Annotated in this window: 22 protein-coding genes; 19 read left to right on the plus strand and 3 right to left on the minus strand. The window is 60.6% G+C overall.

The features are described from left to right. From BDD14_RS05050 to BDD14_RS05060, 3 genes are read left to right on the plus strand one after another with little or no spacing between them, the layout of a single operon-like run. Positions 1-1,254: a glycosyltransferase family 4 protein gene (locus BDD14_RS05050; protein WP_130417846.1), complete on the plus strand. Its 1,254-nt coding sequence runs from the start codon at positions 1-3 to the stop codon at positions 1,252-1,254. A gap of 22 nt (positions 1,255-1,276) precedes the next feature. Then, positions 1,277-2,458, plus strand: a complete 1,182-nt coding sequence (locus BDD14_RS05055) for a glycosyltransferase (RefSeq protein WP_130417847.1) — start codon at positions 1,277-1,279, stop codon at positions 2,456-2,458. A gap of 7 nt (positions 2,459-2,465) precedes the next feature. Further along, positions 2,466-3,077 carry an LbetaH domain-containing protein gene (locus tag BDD14_RS05060; protein WP_130417848.1) on the plus strand — a complete coding sequence of 204 codons (612 nt, stop codon included), beginning with the start codon at positions 2,466-2,468 and terminating at the stop codon, positions 3,075-3,077. 35 nt (positions 3,078-3,112) lie between these two features. On the opposite strand, the gene BDD14_RS05065 is transcribed toward BDD14_RS05060, so the two are convergent. Next, positions 3,113-3,481: a response regulator gene (locus tag BDD14_RS05065; protein WP_130417849.1), complete on the minus strand. Its 369-nt coding sequence runs from the start codon at positions 3,479-3,481 to the stop codon at positions 3,113-3,115. A 175-nt stretch (positions 3,482-3,656) separates the two neighbouring features. Here BDD14_RS05065 and BDD14_RS05070 point away from each other — a divergent pair, with 175 nt between their 5' ends. Continuing rightward, on the plus strand, positions 3,657-5,003 hold the full coding sequence (locus BDD14_RS05070) for an ABC transporter ATP-binding protein (RefSeq protein WP_130417850.1): 1,347 nt from the start codon (positions 3,657-3,659) through the stop codon (positions 5,001-5,003). Continuing rightward, complete coding sequence (locus tag BDD14_RS05075) at positions 5,000-6,790, plus strand: ABC transporter permease (protein WP_130417851.1); 1,791 nt, start codon at positions 5,000-5,002, stop codon at positions 6,788-6,790. Before BDD14_RS05070 ends, BDD14_RS05075 begins: the two co-directional genes overlap by 4 nt. Positions 6,791-6,794: 4 nt before the next feature. On the opposite strand, the gene BDD14_RS05080 is transcribed toward BDD14_RS05075, so the two are convergent. Further along, a complete protein-coding gene (locus BDD14_RS05080) occupies positions 6,795-7,304 on the minus strand; it encodes an AI-2E family transporter (protein WP_242617745.1) in 510 nt (169 codons plus the stop codon). 124 nt (positions 7,305-7,428) lie between these two features. Between BDD14_RS05080 and BDD14_RS05085 the strand changes: the two genes are divergently transcribed. From BDD14_RS05085 to BDD14_RS05120, 8 genes are read left to right on the plus strand one after another with little or no spacing between them, the layout of a single operon-like run. Beyond that, the gene (locus tag BDD14_RS05085; protein WP_130417852.1) at positions 7,429-8,760 is read left to right on the plus strand and encodes an alpha-amylase domain-containing protein; all 1,332 of its coding nucleotides are present in this window, start codon (positions 7,429-7,431) and stop codon (positions 8,758-8,760) included. 34 nt (positions 8,761-8,794) lie between these two features. Continuing rightward, positions 8,795-9,493, plus strand: coding sequence for a phosphoribosylformylglycinamidine synthase subunit PurQ (purQ, locus tag BDD14_RS05090; protein WP_130422736.1), 699 nt, complete (start codon positions 8,795-8,797; stop codon positions 9,491-9,493). 54 nt (positions 9,494-9,547) lie between these two features. Further along, a complete protein-coding gene (locus BDD14_RS05095) occupies positions 9,548-10,339 on the plus strand; it encodes a tyrosine-protein phosphatase (protein ID WP_130417853.1) in 792 nt (263 codons plus the stop codon). Between the two features lie 27 nt (positions 10,340-10,366). Continuing rightward, positions 10,367-11,110 (plus strand): cupredoxin domain-containing protein, encoded by a 744-nt coding sequence (locus tag BDD14_RS05100; protein ID WP_242617746.1) that lies wholly within the window; start codon positions 10,367-10,369, stop codon positions 11,108-11,110. Continuing rightward, complete coding sequence (locus BDD14_RS05105; protein WP_130417855.1) at positions 11,107-12,888, plus strand: cytochrome c oxidase subunit I; 1,782 nt, start codon at positions 11,107-11,109, stop codon at positions 12,886-12,888. The genes BDD14_RS05100 and BDD14_RS05105 overlap by 4 nt, the downstream gene beginning before the upstream one ends. A 35-nt stretch (positions 12,889-12,923) precedes the next feature. Next, entirely contained in the window at positions 12,924-13,697 is a 774-nt protein-coding gene (locus BDD14_RS05110; RefSeq protein ID WP_130417856.1) for a cytochrome c oxidase subunit 3, read from the plus strand. Next, a complete protein-coding gene (locus BDD14_RS05115; RefSeq protein WP_130417857.1) occupies positions 13,694-13,912 on the plus strand; it encodes a copper resistance protein CopC in 219 nt (72 codons plus the stop codon). The genes BDD14_RS05110 and BDD14_RS05115 overlap by 4 nt, the downstream gene beginning before the upstream one ends. A 42-nt stretch (positions 13,913-13,954) precedes the next feature. Next, complete coding sequence (locus BDD14_RS05120) at positions 13,955-14,203, plus strand: hypothetical protein (protein ID WP_130417858.1); 249 nt, start codon at positions 13,955-13,957, stop codon at positions 14,201-14,203. Between the two features lie 42 nt (positions 14,204-14,245). On the opposite strand, the gene BDD14_RS05125 is transcribed toward BDD14_RS05120, so the two are convergent. Continuing rightward, positions 14,246-16,045 (minus strand): CCA tRNA nucleotidyltransferase, encoded by a 1,800-nt coding sequence (locus tag BDD14_RS05125; protein WP_130417859.1) that lies wholly within the window; start codon positions 16,043-16,045, stop codon positions 14,246-14,248. Positions 16,046-16,255: 210 nt separating this feature from the next. On the opposite strand from BDD14_RS05125, the gene BDD14_RS05130 reads away from it, so the two are divergent. The 6 genes from BDD14_RS05130 to tmk all read left to right on the plus strand — a co-directional run bounded on the left by BDD14_RS05130 (position 16,256) and on the right by tmk (position 20,981). Then, positions 16,256-16,831 (plus strand): DUF6982 domain-containing protein, encoded by a 576-nt coding sequence (locus BDD14_RS05130; RefSeq protein ID WP_130417860.1) that lies wholly within the window; start codon positions 16,256-16,258, stop codon positions 16,829-16,831. Between the two features lie 35 nt (positions 16,832-16,866). Further along, positions 16,867-17,865, plus strand: a complete 999-nt coding sequence (lpxD, locus tag BDD14_RS05135) for a UDP-3-O-(3-hydroxymyristoyl)glucosamine N-acyltransferase (RefSeq protein ID WP_130417861.1) — start codon at positions 16,867-16,869, stop codon at positions 17,863-17,865. Positions 17,866-17,963: 98 nt separating this feature from the next. After that, positions 17,964-18,737: a response regulator gene (locus BDD14_RS05140; protein ID WP_341273293.1), complete on the plus strand. Its 774-nt coding sequence runs from the start codon at positions 17,964-17,966 to the stop codon at positions 18,735-18,737. A gap of 49 nt (positions 18,738-18,786) precedes the next feature. Further along, on the plus strand, positions 18,787-19,137 hold the full coding sequence (locus BDD14_RS05145) for a hypothetical protein (protein WP_130417862.1): 351 nt from the start codon (positions 18,787-18,789) through the stop codon (positions 19,135-19,137). Positions 19,138-19,206: 69 nt separating this feature from the next. Then, positions 19,207-20,205: an aldo/keto reductase gene (locus tag BDD14_RS05150; protein ID WP_130417863.1), complete on the plus strand. Its 999-nt coding sequence runs from the start codon at positions 19,207-19,209 to the stop codon at positions 20,203-20,205. A 101-nt stretch (positions 20,206-20,306) separates the two neighbouring features. Continuing rightward, positions 20,307-20,981 carry a dTMP kinase gene (gene tmk / locus BDD14_RS05155; protein ID WP_130417864.1) on the plus strand — a complete coding sequence of 225 codons (675 nt, stop codon included), beginning with the start codon at positions 20,307-20,309 and terminating at the stop codon, positions 20,979-20,981. The last annotated feature ends 6 nt before the right edge of the window (positions 20,982-20,987 follow it).

Consider the following 20,987-nt stretch of genomic DNA (forward strand, 5'->3'; position numbering starts at 1 on the left):
ATGACCTCCCCGGCCCCGCGAAACGTGACGAATAACGATCGAGTGAGGATGGCTTATCTGGTAAGCCATCCCATCCAATATCAGGCTCCCCTGCTTCGACGGATCGCCCGTGAACCGGACATCGACCTGACGGTCTTCTTCGGTTCGGACTTTTCGGTGAAGGGATACAAGGACGAGGGATTTGGCGGCGTCGGTGTCAAATGGGATGTTCCTCTGCTCGAGGGCTACCGCCACGAGTTTCTTCCCGTCATCCGGGATAATGCCAGAGTCACTCCCACAACCCCAATGAACTACGGGATTGCCAGACGTCTGATGGGAGATCAGGACCGGCCTGCGTTCGACGTTCTGTGGGTCCATGGATATGCCAGCGTCAATGCGCTCCACGGTATCACTGCGGCGAACGCTCTCGGCATCCCTGTTCTCATTCGCGCCGAGTCGTGGCTGGGCGATCGTGAACGCAGCGGAATGAAACTGGCGGCCAAGCGCCTCTTCTTCCGCACGCTGTCGCAGATGATCGACGGCGTGATGCCGATCGGCAGTCTCAATGCCGAGTACTGGCGATACTATCTGGGAGAAGATTTCCCGCTCTATCTGATGCCCTATGCCGTCGATAACGAGTACTTCCAGAGTCGCAGCCTTGAAGCCGCACCGCGACGGGAAGAGCTGCGCCGGGAACTGAATCTTGAACCTGGCCGGCCGATTATTCTCTTTGCTTCAAAGCTCCAGAGCCGAAAGCGCGCGGACGACCTGTTGGAAGCGTATAAGCGTCTTGCGCCCGCACCCGGCCTCGAGCCGCATCCGTACCTGGTGATCGTCGGCGACGGGGACCAGCGCCAGTCGCTCGAACGGCAGGCAGAACAGAGCGGCCTCGGCAGTATTCGATTCTGCGGCTTTCGGAACCAGTCCGAGCTTCCGCGGTTCTTCGACCTGGCAACGGTTTTCGTGCTTCCGTCGCGACATGAGCCCTGGGGTCTGATCGTCAACGAGGTGATGAATGCCGGCCGTGCCGTCATCGTCTCCGATGAAGTGGGCTCTCAGCGCGACCTGATCACCGACGGAGTGGAGGGCGCGGTGTTTCCAGCGGGAGACGTCGAGGCGTTGGCCGACGCGCTGCGCAGGACGCTGGCGACGCCGGAGACCGCGGCTGAGATGGGACGCCGGGGTCTCGATCGCATCAGCCGGTGGAGCTATGAAGAGGATATTCGTGGCCTGCGAAGCGCACTGGCCGCGGTAACCAAAAAGATTTCGGCTTAGGTCGAGGAGCGGCGAGAGAGGGATGCGGATTCTGCACATTATCGGGACGCTGAGTCCAGAGGCCGGAGGCCCCAGCCAGGCCGTGCGTATGATTCTCCGTCACCGGGAGATTGGGTACTTCGGCGAAGTGGTCACGCTGGACGATCCATCTTCTCCCTTTCTCAGCAGCCTGGATTTTCCGGTCTATCCTCTCGGCCCCGTCTCCACAACCTACGCCTACAGTCCGAGGCTGATCCCATGGATCCAACAGAATTACCAGGGGTACGATGGGGTCGTCGTTCATGGCCTGTGGCAATATCTCGGCCGCGCCACCCGGGCTGCCCTGGCAGGGCGAATGCCCTACATGGTTTTCACGCATGGCATGCTCGACCCCTACTTCAAACATGCCTCGCGCTTGAAGCACTACAAGAAGTGGCTCTACTGGGCGCCTGTCGAATACCGCGTCTTGCGCGATGCCTACCGCGTCTTGTTCACCTCGACCGCCGAAAAAGAGTTGGCCGAGGAGAGCTTCTGGCTGCACCGCTGGACGCCCCACGTTGTTCCTTATGGAGTCAATGGGCCGCCAGGTGGAGATTCGCAGCCGCTCCGCACGGCATTCTTTGAGCGATGCCCGGGGGTCGCGGATAAGCGCTATCTTCTCTTTCTCGGGCGCATCCATCGCAAGAAGGGATGCGATCTTCTGATCGAGGCCTTCGCCAAGGTTGCGCGTCAGGATCCCGGCCTTCATCTTGTGATGGCGGGACCGGATCAGCAGGGCTGGAGCGGGGACCTTAAACAGATGGCCCGCATCGCCGGTGTGGAAGAACGCATTCATTGGCCAGGCATGGTGACCGGAGATGCGAAGTGGGGAGCCTTTTATGCGTCGGAGGCCTTCATCCTTCCTTCGCACCAGGAGAACTTCGGCATCGCGGTCGCCGAGTCTCTGAGCTGCGGAAAGCCTGTATTGCTTGCCGACAAGGTCAACATCGCCGACGACATTGCAAAGGATGGGGCAGGTTACATGGAGCCCGACACGGCGGAAGGAACGCTGCGGCTGCTGGAACGGTGGCTCGCCACGCCTTCCGAGACCCGCACCACCATGGCCGAGCGTGCAGTCGAATGTTTTCGCCGCCGCTATGACATGCGCGAGAATGCTAAAACCATCATGCGTCTCTTCGAATCCGCAAAGATTCACGAGACCGAAACACTCGTTGCCCGTTCCTGAGGCCCCGATGCCCAGACCAGTTCACTACAACGCGGCTGACCACATCTCCGCCGAGACTGCGGCCGACCCCTACCAGCGACCCGCGTTTTCCCTGCAGCAGCGCCTTCGACGCCTGCTGTGGAATATCTGCTGGGCGCTCTTTTATCGCACCTCGCCGCGGCCTCTCCACGGTTGGCGATCGTTTCTGCTGCGTCTCTTTGGGGCGACAATGGGCCCCGCCTGCCACTTCTATCCCAAGTCGAAGGTATGGGCTCCATGGAATCTGGTGTGCGCGGACCAGGTCACGTCAGCCGATGGGGCCGAGATCTACAATCCGGCTCCGGTTTCCTTCGGTTCGCACGCCATTCTTTCGCAGGATGCCTACGTCTGCGGGGCCACCCACGACTACGACGATCCCGCCTTCCCTCTCCTGGCCTATGCGATGACCTTCGGAGCGTATAGCTGGGTGTGCGCACGGGCATCGGTAGGCCCCGGGGTCAGCATGGGAGATGGCGCGGTTCTGGGCCTGGGGTCAGTGGCCACGCGAAATCTGGAGGCCTGGACGATCTACGCGGGTGTTCCAGCGGTTAAGCTGAAGGAGCGTCAGCGGCCTGCGGACAGAGGCTCAAACATCCTTTGAGCCGCATGAGCCTCGTGCCGAGCTGCTCGGACGGGTCAACTCCGCAGCTTGGCGAGCAGATCAGTGGGATGGACCGGCTTCGCCAGAATTTCAAACTCATGCCCTTGAGCGCGCGCCTTTTCGAGCAGATCGGCGGTCGCAGCCTGACCCGAAAAGAGAAGAATCTTGCAGTTGGGCAGACGCTGCCGCGTAAGAATCGCAGCCTCGATTCCGGTCATTCCGGTCATGATCACATCACTGATCAGCATATCGGGCTGAAAGCTATCGAGCACCTCAATGGCTTTCTCTCCGCTGAAGACGGCACGTGCCTCGAACCCTGCCTGGTTCAGAATGATCGCCAGCGTGTTCGCAATCACTTGCTCGTCGTCGGCGACGAGGACTCTCGGTTTTTGTGTCGTGGACATACGAAGATATTCCCCCATCAAGTTATTCAGCTTATTCAGCACTAAGTTGCAATGCGGTCAGTGGGTGTGTGGCTTTACTATGGACCCTAGGTACTAATGATACGCTGAGCGCAGAGCCTGCGATACCGCTCTGATCCAATTTCATCAACCTCACGTCACCTGAAAACCATATTCTATGCAGCAAGTCATTATTCGTGCCGAACAGGTCGAGAAATACTACGCGCAGCCGAGCGAGAACCGGATTCAGGTCATCTCGCCCACCGACCTGTCTATCAGCGAAGGCGAGATCGTTGCGTTGCTCGGCCCCTCGGGATCGGGCAAATCGACCCTGCTGCGTATGTTGACGGGGCTTTCGACGCCCTCGGCGGGCCAGGTGTTCTGGCATGAAAAACCTGTTGCCAATGCCGACGTCAATGTAGCCATCGTCTTCCAGAGCTTCGCCCTGTTTCCATGGCTGACGGTCGTCGAGAATGTGGAAGCACCTTTGAAGGCGCGTGGCCTGGAGGCCTCCGACCGTCGCAAGCGCGCGCTCAAGATGCTGGACACGGTCGGCCTCGACGGCTTCCAGACGGCATATCCCAAGGAGCTCTCCGGCGGAATGCGCCAGCGCGTCGGCTTTGCCCGCGCCCTTGTTGTCGAGCCGGAAGTACTCTTCATGGACGAGCCGTTCTCCGCGCTCGACGTGCTGACGGCCGAAAACCTTCGCAGCGAGCTGCTTGAGTTGTGGCAGAAGAAGACGATACCCACCCGCGCCATTTTTATTGTGACGCACAATATCGAAGAAGCGGTGCTTCTCGCCGACCGGATTATTGTCCTGGGCCGTAACCCTGGCCATGTGCGAACCGACTTCAAGGTTGCCCTCGCACATCCTCGTGAGCGTAAGGCGGCCGCCTTCACCCAGCTGGTCGATTACATCTACAAGGTGCTCACGCAGCCGGAAGCCCAGCCACCGGCGCCGCCCCTCACTCCCGAGGGAAGACCCGTGCGCGACCAGCGCCAGATGCATTATCAGATGCTGCCGCACGCCCGTCCGGGAGGCATCGCCGGCCTGCTCGAAATCCTGCTCGACCACAATGGCAAGGACGATATCTACCGTCTGGCCGACGATCTTGCCTTCGAGATCGACGATCTGCTTCCCATCGTCGACGCCGCGCAGCTTCTCGGCTTCCTCAAGGTCGTCGAGGGCGACGCCGCCATCACACCGACCGGCGCCGAATATGCCAACTCTGAGATCCTTCGGCAGAAGGAGCTCTTCCGCATCGCCGCCGTCGAAAATGTCCTTCTTCTGCGCCAGATCGTTCGCGCCATCGAGGCCAAGAGCGACAAGAGCGTTCCCGAGGAGTTCTTCCACGACATGCTGGACGAACAATTCAGCGAAGACGAGACGCTTCTCCAGCTTGAGACCGCGATCAACTGGGGACGCTACGCCGAACTGTTCGACTTCGACGCCTCCCGCCGTCGTTTTACCCAGCCGGAAAAGCAGGAGAACGATTCGACGGTGACGTCGGAGATTGAAGCATGATCCACCTTCCGGACAGCTTCAGCTACGTCCGGGGCCGCGAGACCCTGGCCCGCTCGCAGGTCTTGCGCCGCAGCTGGCCGGTCGTGCTCGATCTCTGCGTGGCTGGAATAGGCCTCGCCTGCTTTTATGGCGTCGTGCAGCTGGCCAGTTACTGGTTCGGGCATCCGTTACCGGCGATCACCATCTCGCTCAGCCCTCGTGCACTCCCTCGCTACGCGTTCTACTCCATCGTGCGCATCTGGCTCGCCTACGCGCTGAGCCTTCTGTTCGCAATCGGGTATGGCTATACCGCGGCGTACAATCGTCGCGTTGAAGCCCTGATGATCGCGGGCCTCGACATCCTGCAGTCTATTCCCGTACTGAGCTTCCTTCCGGGCGTCATGCTAGCCATGGTCGCGCTCTTCCCCTCGCGGCAGATCGGTGTGGAGATGGGAGCCATCATCCTCATCTTTACCGGCCAGGTGTGGAACATCGCCTTCAGCTTCTACTCCTCGCTCAAGAGCATCCCCCGCGAGCTTCGCGAAGCTGCCATGGTCTATCGCTTCTCCCCCTGGCAGCGGCTGGTCGAGCTGGAACTGCCCTACGCTGCAATCGGGTTGGTTTGGAACTCTATGGTGTCGGTCGCCGGAGGATGGTTTTTCCTGATGGCCTGCGAGATGTTCGTCCTCGGGCCGCGCGACTTCCGGCTGCCCGGCCTCGGCTCCTACCTTCAGACGGCCGCCAGCACTGGAAATGGAGTCGCGATTACATGGGGCCTCATCACGATGATTGCAATCATCGTTGCGACCGACCAGCTCCTCTGGCGTCCGGTCATCGCGTGGAGCGACAAGTTCAAGTTCGAGCAGGTGGAGACTACGTCGCGCGTCCGGTCTCCACTGCTCCACCTTCTTCAGCATTCGAGGGGCCTGCACACGCTGCGCAATCACACCATTCAGCCTCTCACCGAAGCGATCTACCAGAGGCTTGCCTACAATCGGCGGCCCAGCGCAGGTGGTGCCGCTCAATCCAGCATCCTCTCCCGAAAGAGCCGCGAACGCCTGAACGCTATGTTGCGCGGGGTTGCCCTCTTGCTGGTCATCGGTGGCGTTCTCTATGCCGCCTTCCACGCACTCTCGTTGCTTCGGGAGGTCCAGCGCGCTGAATTTCTGCAGATTCTCGAGGGGGCGGTGGCGACCTTCCTTCGCGTCAATACCGCGCTTCTTCTTGCCTCCGCGTGGACCATTCCGGCGGGAGTCGCCATCGGATTCCATCCTCGCCTGGCGCGGGTTGCGCAACCGGTGGCGCAGATCGCCGCCTCTGTCCCGGCAACGGCGCTCTTCCCCGTCATTCTGATGGCCCTGGTCAAAATGGGGGGCGGGCTCGGCGTCGGCTCCATTCTTCTGATGATGCTTGGTACCCAGTGGTACATCCTGTTCAACGTTATCGCCGGCGCCATGGCGATCCCGACGGATCTGCGCGAGGTCGCAACACTCTTCCACTTCACCACCGCGCAGCGTTGGCGCACCCTGATTCTTCCGGGAATCTTCCCTTACCTCATCACCGGCCTGGTGACAGCCTCGGGAGGTGCATGGAACGCGAGCATCATCGCCGAGTACTTCCGGCTCAAGAATCAGACGTTCGAGACCACGGGGCTGGGCGCGGTCATCAGCGCCGCAACGGACTCCGGAAAGTTCGAGATTCTTCTGCTTGCGACCATCGTCATGGCCGGAATGGTGGTGACGATCAACCGGCTGGTGTGGCGTCCGCTCTATCGCCTTGCGGAGACCCGCTACAGGGTGGGAGCCTAAAGATCTAAGGCTGCTGGTTCCGATGGCGGTCGCGAAACGCGTAGAACACTGCCAGCAAAGGCGGCGCCAACAACACCCCCCAGAATGGAATGATGATTCCCAGCACGATCGGTCCCAGCAACGCCGCCCACCACGGCACGCTGGTAGTTCGGTGAAGCACGTAGGGACCGATCACCAGTCCTTCAAGGATCGCGATCACACCGTAGAGTCCCAGCACCAGCCCCAGCCTCCACCAGTCTTCCGATCCCTGAAAAGCGACTGACAGCACCGGGCCGATCAATGCGATCATGCCTCCGAAGGTAGGAATGATCTGCAGCATCGCGCCCAGCAAGGCCCAGAACGGTGCCAGGGGAACACGAATCAGCTCGAGGCCTATCAGCCACAACACGCCGACGATCAGCGCATCGAGAGTTGCCGCCCGCCACCAGTTCACCAGAGCGCCGCCGGCTGTGCGAAACGGAGATTGTGGCGTACCCGGCGTCGTCATACCAACCTGATCATCCTTCCTTCGCATCAGAACCTAAGCGCTCCTCTTGTGAACTAACGTACGCGGAGCCGGACAATTTCGGAAACTGCCCGCGCCTGCAGGGGCAGGCTTGTGTGAACAACAGCAGCAGCAGTGAAAGGAAACTAAAGCCATGGCCGTTATGATGCAAGCCTTCTATTGGGACTCTCCGATTAAGGAGCAGAAGGAAGGCGAGTGGTGGAACTTTGTCGCAGAGAAAGCTCCCGAGCTCGGCAAAGCAGGTATCAACGCTCTCTGGCTTCCGCCCATCTGCAAAGGCGCCGAGGCGCGCTCCCCCGGATACGACCCCTACGACTACTTCGACCTGGGAGACTTCGATCAGAAGGGCGCCGTCAAGACTCTCTACGGCAACCGCGCCGAGCTTGAGAACCTGATTAAAACTCTGCGCGAAAACAACATGAATGCCTACGCTGACATGGTCATCAATCACAACTCCGGTGCCGACGAAGAAGAAGTAAACCCCATCGACGGCCAGAAGCGATGGACGAAGTTCAATCCGAAGTCCGGCCGGTTTCCGCGCGACTGGAACTGCTTTCATCCCTCCCGCTACGAGCGTGTGATGATCGAAGGCGAAAACTTCGCGGGCTTCCCGCACCTCTGTCACCGCAATCCCCGCGTCTATACCGCCATGTTCGAGTATGGCCGCATGGTGATTGAAGAGCTCGGCTTCGACGGCTTCCGCTTCGATTTCGCCAAGGGCTTCGGAGCATGGATGATCGGCCTTCTCGCCAAATACCGCTACGAACGCGACGGCAAGGAGTTCACCCCGTTCGTCGTCGGCGAGTACTGGTCCGGTCCAGATGGCATCGGCAACTGGCTCGACGAGGTCCGCGCTGTAACCGACAACCAGATCGCCGCCTTCGACTTTCCCTTGCGCTACAAGCTGAAGGATCTCTGCGACACCCTGCAATACGACCTGCGCAATCTCACAAGCGATGGCTCCGTCGTTGCCAACCGGCCCTTCAACGCCGTCACTTTCGTTGAAAACCACGACATGGGTGGCAACGAGATCGTCAACGATAAAAATCTCGCGTACTCCTTCATCCTGATGAACGAGGGATACCCCTGTATCTTCTGGTACGACTACTACAACCTCGGCCTCGCACGGCCCGGTACTCCCAACGGCATCGATGCCCTGATCGACGCGCATCACAAGTATGCTGACGGCGAAGCATGCATTCTGCACGCCGATCCCGACCTCTACATCCTGCAACGCAGCGGCATGGATGGCCGACCCGGCTGCATTTATGTGCTCAACAACCTCGGCGACAAGTGGTCCGGCACATCAGTCAAAACGCAGTGGAAGAATCAGAAGTTCCGCCCCGTAGCCTGGGACGGACACGACATCGCGCATCCGGACGAACGCACCACCGACCCCGAAGGCAATGCAGAGTTTCCGGCACCGCCGCGAGGATACGCCGTGTATGCACCCGTCTTCGAGTAAGAAACGCATGTTCGCAGATGCTATCCTTAAAGCTATGAAATTCGGCGTTCTGGTCTTCCCGGGCTCCAACTGCGATCACGACACGTATAACGTCATCGAGAACCTGGTCCAGCAGCCAGTCACCTTCCTTTGGCACGCGTCTGAAGATCTTGAGGGCTGCGATGCCATCCTCGTTCCTGGAGGTTTCGCTTATGGCGACTATCTCCGCACCGGAGCCATCGCGAAGTTCGCTCCCGTCATGCAGTCCGTCATCAAGTTCGCGAAGAATGGCGGCCTTGTCTTCGGGATCTGCAATGGCTTCCAGATCCTTTGCGAGTCCGGCCTTCTGCCTGGCGCCCTGATGCGCAACGCCAACCAGCACTACATCTGCAAGCAGGTTCACCTGCGCACCGAGACTGCGGACTCCCCCTTCACCGACGGGATCGAGGGCGGCCGCGTTCTTCAGATGCCCATCGGCCACATGGAGGGCAACTACTTCTGCGATGCCGATACTCTCGCAAAGCTCAAAGCCGAAGACCGCATCGCCTTTCGCTACTCAACTCCAGCGGGCGAGATCACCCCGGCGGCAAACCCGAACGGATCGCTTGAAAACATTGCGGGCGTGTTAAGCGAGGGCCGCAACGTACTCGGCATGATGCCTCACCCGGATCGCTCGAGCGAAGCCCTTCTCGGCTCCGCCGACGGCCTGCTGCTCTTCCGCTCCATGGTCGATTCTCTTGCGCTGGCGCGATAGCACGTTCGTTTGATAAACCCTTCACTTCTTCTCCGCGGATAGACTGAGTAAGCGATGATCGACATTCACCATCATCTTCTCTGGGATCAGGACGATGGCTCATCGAGCCTCGAGCTTTCGCTCGAGATGGCACAGATGGCCGCCGACGACGGCATCACTCACATCGCCTGCACACCCCATGCCAACGGCTACTACGACTACAACTTCGAGGCAATCTCTGCCAAGATTGCCGAGCTGCAGCGCCTATTGCAGCAGCGGCAGATTCCCATCACTCTCGGCCGCGGATGTGACTTTCACACCTCGTACGACAACATCCTGCTTGCCCATAACGAACCTACCCGCTTCTCCCTCAACGGAGGCGGGTATCTGCTGGTCGAAATTCCGGATCATGCTCTTCCGCCAACTCTGGGCGAGGTCTTCTACCAGATGCAGATCGATGGCGTGATCCCCATTCTTACGCATCCTGAACGCAATCTCACGCTGCAGAAGGACATGTCGCGCGTGAAGGAGTGGCTCCGCAGCGGTGTCCTGATTCAGGTTACGGCGGGATCGGTCGTGGGCAAGATGGGCAAAACCGCTCAGCGCATCGCCCACGAGCTTCTGGCCAAGCGCTGGGTGCACTTCCTCGCAACCGACGCTCATAATGTGACTTCGCGCCCCCCAAAGCTGCGCGAGGCCATGGAGCTGGTCGCCGACCGCTACAGCTCCGACTACGCCCACCTGCTCTGCGTCTCCAACCCGCTGGCTGCCTTTATGGACAAGCCGATGCCGCCGCAGATGGAACCGCTCGATCTTTACGAAGATCCCACACAAAAAAGCTGGTGGCAGCGGCTCACCGGGCGCTAATTCCCATTACCGCGTTATCCTTCGATTGTGTTCTCAGCCCCCAGCGCAAGCGCCTTGCTCTCGCTGCTTCCCACCGATGCCAGCGCGCATGGGCCTGCGCTCGATCGGCAGCTGTTGCTCAATCTCTGGATCATTCTCGGTCTGGCGGCTCTAGCACACGTACTTCTGCTCACCGGTCTCTCCCTGCGCCGGTCAAGCGGGCCCCGGGATCTCTGGACGATTGAGTTTCTTCCCCTGGCGGTGCTCGCCGTTCTTTTCTCCGCGCTCGCCCTTCGCGCCGAGCGTCTCTGGGCCAACTCCCGCTATACCGGGGCCGCTCCTGAGGCGATGCAGATTGAAGCCACCGGGGTTCAGTTCGCGTGGTATTTCCGCTACCCCGGCCCGGACGCCACGTTCGGAACTACCCGGCCACAACTCGCCTCCGCTCCTGAAGGCAATCCGCTCGGGATCGACCCGGCCGATCCCCACTCCGGCGACGATCTGGTCACCTCTGAGCTTGTCCTGCCCGCAGACCGCGAGATCGATCTGACCCTGCACGCGCAGGATGTCATTCACGGCTTCTCTGTCCCGGAGCTCCGCGTCAAACAAAATGCCGTGCCCGGTGAGACGATTCACATCCACTTCATCCCTACAACCCCCGGCACCTACGCCATTCTCTGCACCCAGCTGTGCGGTATGGGCCACTACCGCATGAACGCCAATCTGCGCATCCTGGCTGGAGACGAATTCCGGACCTGGATGGCTACCAGAGAAAGAGCGGCCCATCCATGAATCCCACGCCGCGGACCCGCTATCCTGGCCCTGCCGCCCACCCGCCCCCGTTTTCTCTCTTCTCGACCGACCACCGCGTCATCGGTCGCCAATATCTCGTCCTCGCCCTCTTCGCCGTCACGGTCGGGACACTGCTCTCGCTGCTGATGCGCATTCACCTGGTCTGGCCTGGGTGGGCGATGCCCCTGCACGGTCCGATCCTTCCGGAGGACTACCTGGCGCTCGTCACCCTGCACGGCACGATCATGCTCTTCTTCGTGCTCACCACGGCTCCGCAGTCCGGCTTCGGCAATCTCATTCTGCCGGCGCAGATCGGCGCCCGCCACATGGCGTTCCCGCGAATGAATGCAGCCGGTTTCTGGCTTACGGCATTCGCGTTCTGTGTCCTGCTTGCGTCACCCTTTGTTCCTGGCGGCACAGCCATCTCCGGCTGGACATCCTATCCCCCGCTCAGCGCCGTCGCCTCCGCCGGTCCCGGACAAGGCACGGGGATGGATCTCTGGCTCGTCTCGATCGCTCTCTTCGCTGTTGCGTCGACCCTAGGCTCCATCAACACCCTCGTCACTGTCGCTCGCATGCGCTGCGCGGGAATGACGTGGAATCGACTTCCCCTCACCGTCTGGGGATGGTTCACCGCCGCTCTGCTCAGCGTGCTCGCCTTCTCGGTGCTGCTGGCCGCGCTCCTACTGCTTCTGTGCGACCGCCATGCGGGAACGAGCTTCTTCCTTCCCGCCGGAGATCTTGTCAACGGCGTCCTCCATACGCGCGGCAACGGAAGCCCTCTGCTCTGGCTGCATCTCTTCTGGTTTTTTGGCCACCCCGAGGTCTACATCGCCATCCTTCCGGGCATGGGGCTGACATCGATGGTCCTGGCAAACTTCAGCCACCGCCGCATCGCCGGCTACCGCCTCATGATCCATACCACGCTTCTGATCGGACTCCTGGGAATCCTTCTCTGGGGACACCACATGTTCGTCGCGGGACTCAATCCCTACGCGAGCACGGCCTTCTCCGTAACGACGATCGCCATTGCCCTGCCCGCCTCCGCCAAGGTTCTCAGCTGGATCGCAACCACGTGGGGCGCGCGTCCACGCTACACGGCCGCGATGCTCTTCTCACTCGGTTTCGTCTCGCTCTTCATCACCGGAGGACTAACCGGGCCGGTTCTCGCTCAGCCGATCCTCGACGAGTACCTGCACAACACGTTCTTCGTGGTGGCTCACTTCCACCTCATCATGGCGATGGCCGGCGTCTTCGGGCTCTTCAGTGCTACCTATTACTGGTTTCCCCTGCTCACGGCCACCCCTCACCATCGCGGCTGCGTACTCTCGGAGCGCCTCGGACGCTGGCATTTCTGGCTGACGCTCGTGGGAGCGTACGCTACCTTTCTGCCGATGCACTTTACAGGTCTGGCCGGCGAGCCCCGCCATTATGCTCAGCTCACCCAGATTCCCAACGCAGCCGGCCACATGCTCGCTTCAACGATTCCACTGAATCTCCACATCACCTATGCGGCGATCTTTCTGGCGTCCGCGCAGGTTGTCTTCTTCGCAAACCTCATCCTCAGTTTGCGCCGTCGAATCCCCGCTCCATCGAATCCCTGGCGTGCCACCACTCTGGAGTGGCATCCGGCCTTACATCCCTCTTCGCACTCTGACGCATCCGACCCCATACATGTTCTCCGGGCCCCCTGCGACTACGGAGCCCTCCCGACCGGGGAAGTTTTCTTCCTCCCTCAGTGGAGCTACGACCCGATTCCTGACGTCAAACGGGAGTAAGCTGTCATAATCAAGGTCGTTTCGAAGAGGCCGCCATGCCATCGACTATTACGCCGATCAACACAGAGTGGGAAAAGAAACGCCGTCTCGACGACCACGACAGCGGACACGGCCGTCGTCCCCCTAACGACAAGCGTACTGGCGGCGGAGGCGACAACGACAACTGGAACGATCGTCCACAGGGCAACCGCGGCCCCCGGGAAAAGCTAAGCCGCGCTCGGCTCGGTCTCTTCTTTGCTCTTGCGGGCGACACCATGTTCTTCGTCGCCATCGTCAGCGCCTTCTTCGTTGCCCAGGGAAGCAGCCACATCGACGCCTACAACCGCTACATCAACGAATGGCTTCCCACGGCCATCCCCCCCATCCTCTGGCTGAATACCGCCGTCCTTCTGCTCAGCTCTGTCACGATGGAGATCGCCCGGCGGACCATGTTCCGGGAAAACGACGTCATGGACGAGTGGCTTGGACTGGGCAAGCCTCTTACCCGACGCGCCCTGCCCTGGTTGGCCGCGACGACCGTGCTTGGCTTGCTCTTCCTCGCCGGCCAGGCCGAGGCATGGAGGCAGCTCGGCCTGCAGCACGTCTTCTTCGCCTCCAACCCGAGCAGCCACTTCTTCTACCTGATCACCTATACCCACGCCATACACCTCTTCCTCGGTATCGGCGCGCTGGGAGTCTCCCTGTTCACGCTCTACCTGTCCCGGCAGCTGGAGACCCGCCAGATCCTCGTCGACTGCACCGGATGGTACTGGCACACCATGGGCGTCTTCTGGATCTTACTTTTTGCCCTGCTGGCATTCTTCCAGTGACGTTTCTCCGCCACATCGCACTGATTTTTCTGACCGCCGGACTCCTGCTGGCTGCCCCTCATGCCTGCGGCCAGGGCTGCGCGCAGTGCCGCGACAATGCCGCCTCCACCCCACCCGCCACTCGCCGCGCCTACCGTCATGCCATCCTGCTGCTGACTGTGACAGCCTCGGGCATCTTTCTTAGCGGAGTCACCCTGCTGCGCCGGTCGCGCTGACCCCTCTGCTGCGTTACACTTCCGCCTGTGGACGAGCCCAACGTGCCAACCCGCTCAAGCTCCTCCCTGAGGGCCGCATGGTTCCTGCTGGGGACTGCGTTCGTGCTCTCACTGATCGCGTCGATCACGATGATCTTTCAGACTCTCAGCTGGATCCGCCACCGGGGAGCGACCATCCCGGCATGGTTCAGCGCCGTCACCCAGCTGAGCGAATGGATCTTCGCCCTGAGCTCTCTGGGGCTGCTCGTGCTAGCCGTGATGACTATTCTGCGAAGCTACCGTGAGCGGTAGTTGAGCGAAGATCCGCGGCCCACCCGCCGCGGATTCCCTGACTTAGTGCTTCTTCTTCGCCGCCTTGGCGGGTGCCTTTTTCGCTGGAGCCTTGGCTGGAGTCTTAGCCGGGCTCTTGGCTGGAGCCTTCTTCTGGGCGACCTTCACTGGAGCCTTAACGGCCGTCTTGTTGGCCGCCGTTGGCTTCTTCGCAGGCGCTTTCTTGGCTGGGGCGGTCTTCTTCGCGGGAACGGGCTTGGCAGGAGCCTTCTTGGCCGGGACCTTCGCCACAGCCTTCTTTGCAACAACCTTCGCCGGCGCCGAAGCCGCCTTTTTAGCAGGAGCCTTCACCGCCGCTTTCGTGGCAGGCGCAACGGCCTCTTTCTTCGCAGCCGATGGAGCCTTCGCCGCCTTTTTAGCGGGAGCGGCTTTCTCTGCGGAAGCGTCATCCGCTATCGGTGCCGCACCTTCAGCCGAGACTGCATCCTCCAGCTCGTCCGTAGCAGCCGCAGCCTTCTTGCGACTCTTCGAACCCTTGGATTCCTTCCGGGCCGCACGAGCGCGACGCAGGTGCACCGGAGGGGGAGGAGCGGGCGGAGAGTACGGTTCGAGAAACGCCCTCTGCTCGTCCACCGTCGACAGGTGGTTATCCATGAGCTCGAAGAACAGCTTCTCCACCAGCTCATCGTACTCTGGCAGGTCCGGCGTAATTCTCATCTCCTGCATCAGTGTGTACGGAATCCGCTGACGCGCCTGCGGCCAGTCGGTAAAGAAGCTCTTCAGCTTGTTCTGAACTCCTGACGCCTTTACGTGGTGCGCCGCCCACAGCACAGCAGACGGCTGTGCCACATGCAGCAGCTTCCACGCCTGGGACGGAGCAGCCGCCTCCTTGCTCGAGAGCTGCGCACCAAACGCCTTTCCGGCTGCTTCCAGCGCCTCGATCTCTTCCACGAATCCCTGCCGGATGAAGCTCTTCTTCAACTCTGCGACATCCTTCGGGGCCATCTTCGCCGTCAGCAGCGGGAAGTTCGCCGCGGCCGATTCCGCATGAATGCCATGGATCTGGAGCTGCAACTGCACGTCCCGGAGCCTTTCCATCTCCCCCGCGTTGGCCTTACTGGAAGCCACAGTCGGGTTCAGGTGCTTCATCCACCCCTCTGCTTCCAGCCTTCCCAACACCCGCAGCGGATCCTCCTCGTGGAAGATCTCCTCCGTCTCATAGCCGTGCTGCCAGGCCGACATCGCCGAGATGTAGCCCTCATCCTTGCCAGCCTCGTAGCGGCTGCGCGTTCGCTCGTCCATCTGCCAGCCCAGACGGGCCATCAACCTCACAGCCCGAATCATCCGAACCGGATCCTCGATGAATCCGTAGTTGCTCACCAGGCGCAGTTCGCGGTTCTCGATGTCGGCTACGCCGTTCAGCGGATCCATCAGCAGCCCGTACGATCCCTGGTTCAGGGAGAGGGCCATCGCGTTGGCGGTAAAGTCTCTCCGGCGCAAATCTTCGAGAATCGTGGCAGGTTTGTAGACCGGTTTGCCGGGCTTTGGATAAGCCGCCGACAGCGTCGACCCGATCTCCATCCGAACGCCGCCGGGAAAATCCACAAAAAGGGCCTGTGTCGCCTCCGACTCCCCAGACAGCTTTCCGCCAGCTTTCTCTATATCTTTCTTTAACTTAAGGGCGTTTCCCTGAACTGCAACATCAAGATCCCGAACAGGGGATCCGCTGGTCAAGTCTCGAACGGCTCCACCTACAAGGAAGGTGGTAAGCCCTTTTGCACGAGCTACTTCGCGTACCATCTCGAGTGCGTTCTGTTGCGCCTTCGAGAGGCGGTTCTCCAAAAGATAAATATAATCGGCCATATCGGTTGCAATCGCTCCAAGCCGGTCTTAAACGCGATCTCCGCGCACTTGGGCTTGCATAAGCCACGGAATATCAATCGTTTAGAAAGGTCCCACTACCGAGACACAAAAGCTGACTGTAACACAGCGTTGGTAAATTGACTACTCTCCGCGCAGCTTTTTCGGCATAAGCCCAATCCTGCGTGCGACAATCCGCCACAAGGGAGTTCCATGTCTTCTGCGCACAAAAAAGTCATCGTTCGTCGCTTCTTCGGTGACACCCTGCCCGGATATCTCCCCCTGTCTGAGTTTGTACGCCTGAGAGCCGTGGAGAAGGATCGCGTCCTCGATCTCCTCGATCTCTCCGGCCGCGTCGTTCCCATCGCGCTCTCCGAGATCAAACATATCTGTTACGTCCGCGACTTCAATCTGAGCGACACCCTCAACCCCGAGCGTCTTACCCGCCGCACCTTTCTGGCTCGACCACGTACCGAAGGCCTGTGGCTCCGCCTGACATTCCGCGGCCTTTCCACGCCGTCCACCGAATCCGAGCAGTTTGAGGGCCTGGCCCCACTGGACGTCGCTCTGCTCGATGACGTCCTCAACGACGCCGGGCTCTTCCTGATCCCTCCCGATGTCCGTTCCAATACCCAGCGCATCTATATCCCGCGCTCCGCCATCGCCGACCTTCAGCTGCTGGCCGTCATCACGACTCCCTCGCGCAAGAAGCCCGTTCCCGGCGCCTCGACCATCTCGCTGCAAGAGGACCTCTTCCGTGCTCTTCCCCCAAATACCAGGCCGAACTAAATACCTCCCTGCCGCCAGCCCTATAAAATCCCTCCATGAAGCTCGTCGATCTCGCTCAGCATCTCGGAGCCACCCTGCGGGGCGATCCCTCCGTTGTCATCACAGGAGCTGCCTCCATCGAGACTGCCGGCCCCGGCGATGTCACCTTCGTAGCCAATCCCAAATATGCGGCTCTGGCCCGCAGTACCAGGGCGGGAGCGGTCCTCGTCGAACCTGACTTTGCCGAGATCTCCGCCGCCACCCTGCGCATTGGCAATCCCTACCTTGCCTTCGCACGCGCGATCGAAGTCTTCTACCGGCCCCCTGTCTATGCCCCAGGCATTCATCCCACGGCAGTTATCTCCGAGTCCGCAAAGATCGGCGCAAATGCCCACATTGGAGCCTACGTTGTCATCGGAGACAACGTCATCCTCGGCGATAATGCAGTCCTTTTGCCGCACGCGGTCCTCTACCCCCACGTACAGGCCGGAAAAAACTTGTTTGCCCACTCCCATGCCGTCGTCCGCGAACACTGCAGGCTGGGCGACAACGTCGTCCTTCAGAACGGAGCCGTTGTGGGGGCCGACGGCTTCGGCTTCGCACGCCAGGGGGATGGGAGCTGGTACAAGATCCTGCAATCCGGCCCCGTCGTCCTCGAAGACTCGGTCGAGGTCCAGGCCAACGCTTGCGTCGACCGCGCCTCCATCGGCGAAACCCGCATCGGCGCCGGGACGAAGATCGACAATCTGGTCCAGGTCGGACACGGCTCGACCGTGGGGTCCAATACCCTGCTCTGCGCCCAGGTCGGACTCGCCGGGTCGACCACGATCGGCAAAGGGGTCATTCTCGCCGGACAGGTTGGGGTAGCTGGTCACTGCACCGTCGGCGATGGAGTGATCGCAACGGCCCAGAGCGGTATTCCCGGGGATGTCGAGCCCGGAAAGGTCGTCAGTGGTTATCCCGCGATCGATAATCGACAGTGGCTTCGCGTCGTGGCCCTGATGAATCGCCTTCCCGAGCTCCTCCGTGGCTTGAAGGGTTCAGCCAAATCGTAGGTCTTCAGCCTGGGAAAAATGCAACAAGTTGTTGACCAAAGTGTAATCTTTTGCATCCTATCGCTATGATTGGCGAACCACCAGATAACGGTACGAGTGTGTCCAACAGTAACCCAGACGTCCGCGTTCTGCTGCTCGACGACGAGCCTGCGAATCTGCACCTCCGAACTGCTATTCTTCGCCAGCACGGTTATAGCTGCGTTCCCGCCTCCACCATCGAGGAAGCCACCGAGGCCTTCAACAATATCGACATTGCCGTGCTCGATTACCACCTCGGCTCGGGTCGGTTTGGCACCGAGGTCGCTTCGCACCTCCGCCGTAACCGTCCCCAGGTTCCAATCATCATCCTGTCGGCAACCCTGGAGCGTCACTTCGGCGGGGCCGAGGATATGCACCTGCTCAAGGGGTACAGCTCCATCGACGATCTCCTTTCCGCTCTCAGTTCGCTCAAGGCCAAGCGCCTCGGATCCCCTGTCGTCGTGGATGCACGCGACTTCTTTTACTCGCGCATATCCCTCTCCATCGGCTCCGACGTCCTTGTCCAGATCTTCGACGACCATGGCGTATGGCTCTACTGCAATGACGCTGCAGCCGAGTATCTCGGCCAGACCCGCGACTGGTTTCCGGGCCGCTGCGTCTTCGATGAGATGCCCACTCTCATGCGCGACTGGAGAGATGTCCTCCGCACCGTCGCCCAGACTCGCGAAACCTATATCGACCGCACCCGGCGCGGCCTGCTCGCTCTTCCGCGGCACGGCGAGCAGAATGTGACCTGGAGCGTGCTCGCCTTTCCGATCACCCTTCACGACTCCCGTACGGGAGTTGTTCTCACCGCCCGCATTCTGGAACGCTCGTCTTCGTTCTTTGCCTGACGAGCTTTCAGCCCTCTCCGGGCAGACCGGCTGTTACGCTTAAACCTGTATGCGTCTTTCCCTCTGCTCTCTCGCGCTGCTTCCCGTGCTTCTGTTTGCCGGCTGTCATTCCCCTTACGTCGAAGCCACCGTCTCGAACCAGACCCAGCAGCGCGTCACGCTCATCGAGGTTGATTACCCCAGCGCCAGCTTCGGAACCCAGGCTCTCGCTCCCGGAGCCGACTTTCACTACCGTTTCAAAGTCCTGGGAGAGGGTAAGCTCAAACTCACCTACACGGACCCCGCGAACAAGGAACAGAAGTCCGAGGGCCCGCATCTCAATGAAGGCGCTGAAGGCCCGCTCCGGATCATCATTCAGCCCGGCGGAATCCAATGGCAGAACAGCACCGCCATCCACTAGCCTTTCTCTCGCGGTCATACAGAAAATGAAACGCCCACCTCATCACAGCCGTCTAACCGAAGCATGAGCATGCAACACATCAAACTTGGATCACAGGGCGCGGTCGTCTCCCACATGGGACTCGGCTGTATGGGTATGAGCGAGTTCTACGGCGAGCGCAACGACGAAGAATCAGCCGCAACCATCCTTCGCGCACTTGACCTCGGCATCAACTTCCTCGACACCGCGGACACCTACGGCATCGGTGACAACGAAGAGCTCGTTGGCAAAACCATCCGGCCCCGCCGCGACGAAGTCTTTCTCGCGACAAAGTTCGCGAACATCCGCAAGAAGGACGACCCCTCTTATTGGGAGATCAGCGGCAAGCCCGAGTACGTGAAGTCTGCCTGCGACGCCTCCCTCAAGCGCCTCGGCATCGATTACATCGACCTCTACTACCAACACCGCGTCGATCCCAACGTCCCCATCGAAGACACTGTGGGCGCGATGGCTGAGTTGGTGAAGGCCGGCAAGGTGAAGTATCTCGGACTCTCCGAAGCATCTTCCGCCACCATTCGCCGCGCGCACAAGGTTCACCCCATCACCGCGCTTCAGACCGAGTACTCCCTCTGGGAACGTCACGTCGAAGCTGAGATCCTGCCAACCCTTCGTGAGCTTGGCATCGGCTTCGTTCCCTACTCGCCGCTAGGCCGCGGCTTCCTCACCGGCAGCATCACCAAACCAAGCGACCTCCCCAGCGGAGACGTTCGTGCCCAACGCTATCCGCGCTTTGCCGGCGAAAACTTCGACAAAAATCAGATGATTGTCGATCGTGTACGCGCCATCGCCGATCGTCGCGGCGTCAAGGCAGGGCAGCTCGCTCTGGCATGGGTCCTTGCCAGGGGAGAAGACCTTGCCCCCATCCCCGGCACCAAGCGCAGGAAGTACCTCGAAGAAAACGCAGCCGCAGCCGATATCAAGCTCTCAGACGCAGAGATCGCTGAACTGGAAGCTGCCGTACCGCAGGACGAAATTGCCGGCGAACGTTACGCAGCCGCCAATCTCAAGAGCATCGACAAGTCAGAGTAGCCTCGATTCCTCTTCGCAGCAAAAGCGCCGGAAACATCTCTTGTTCCGGCGCTTTTCCGCGAGTCCGATGTGCCATGTTCTCACTGCGATAAGCTTGAAGCATGTCACGCGGTTACTTCATCACCTTCGAAGGCCTCGACGGCTCCGGCAAGACGACTCAGCTCCGCCGCCTCGCCGCCTGGCTCGAATCCGAGTGCCACAAGGTCGTCACCCTCCGCCAGCCCGGAGGCACTGCTCTGGGCGACCGCATCCGCTCCATCCTGCTCGATTCCCGCTCCGAGGCGACCCTCGGCCCTATCGCCCCCCTCGCGGAGATGGCGCTCATGTTCGCCGACCGTGCCCAGTCCATTCACGAGATCATCCTTCCCGCTCTCGCCTCCGGCGCCATCGTCCTCTGCGACCGTTACACCGACTCCTCCGAGGCCTACCAGGGTGCGGGGCGGGGCCTTGGGTCCGAACGCATCCTCGCCATGCATCGCGCCGTCTGCGACGACCTGCAGCCCGATCTCACGCTCCTGCTTCTGCCTTCGCTCGAAGGTTCTCTCCATCGCGCCCGTCGCCGCAATCAGCGCAACACTCAGCAAAAAGGCACCGACGAAAATCGTTTCGAGCGCGAAGATGATGACTTCTATCGCAGGATTTACCAGGCATACGAGACCATCGCCTCACGCGAGCCACACCGCGTCGCCGCCATCCGCGACGATTCCGCCATCGACCACATCGCGACCCGCATTCGGGAGATCGTCTCCGCGCGAATCCCTGCTGCCGTCATCTAATCCACG

The organism is Edaphobacter modestus, from assembly GCF_004217555.1.
In the GTDB taxonomy this organism is placed as follows: domain Bacteria; phylum Acidobacteriota; class Terriglobia; order Terriglobales; family Acidobacteriaceae; genus Edaphobacter; species Edaphobacter modestus.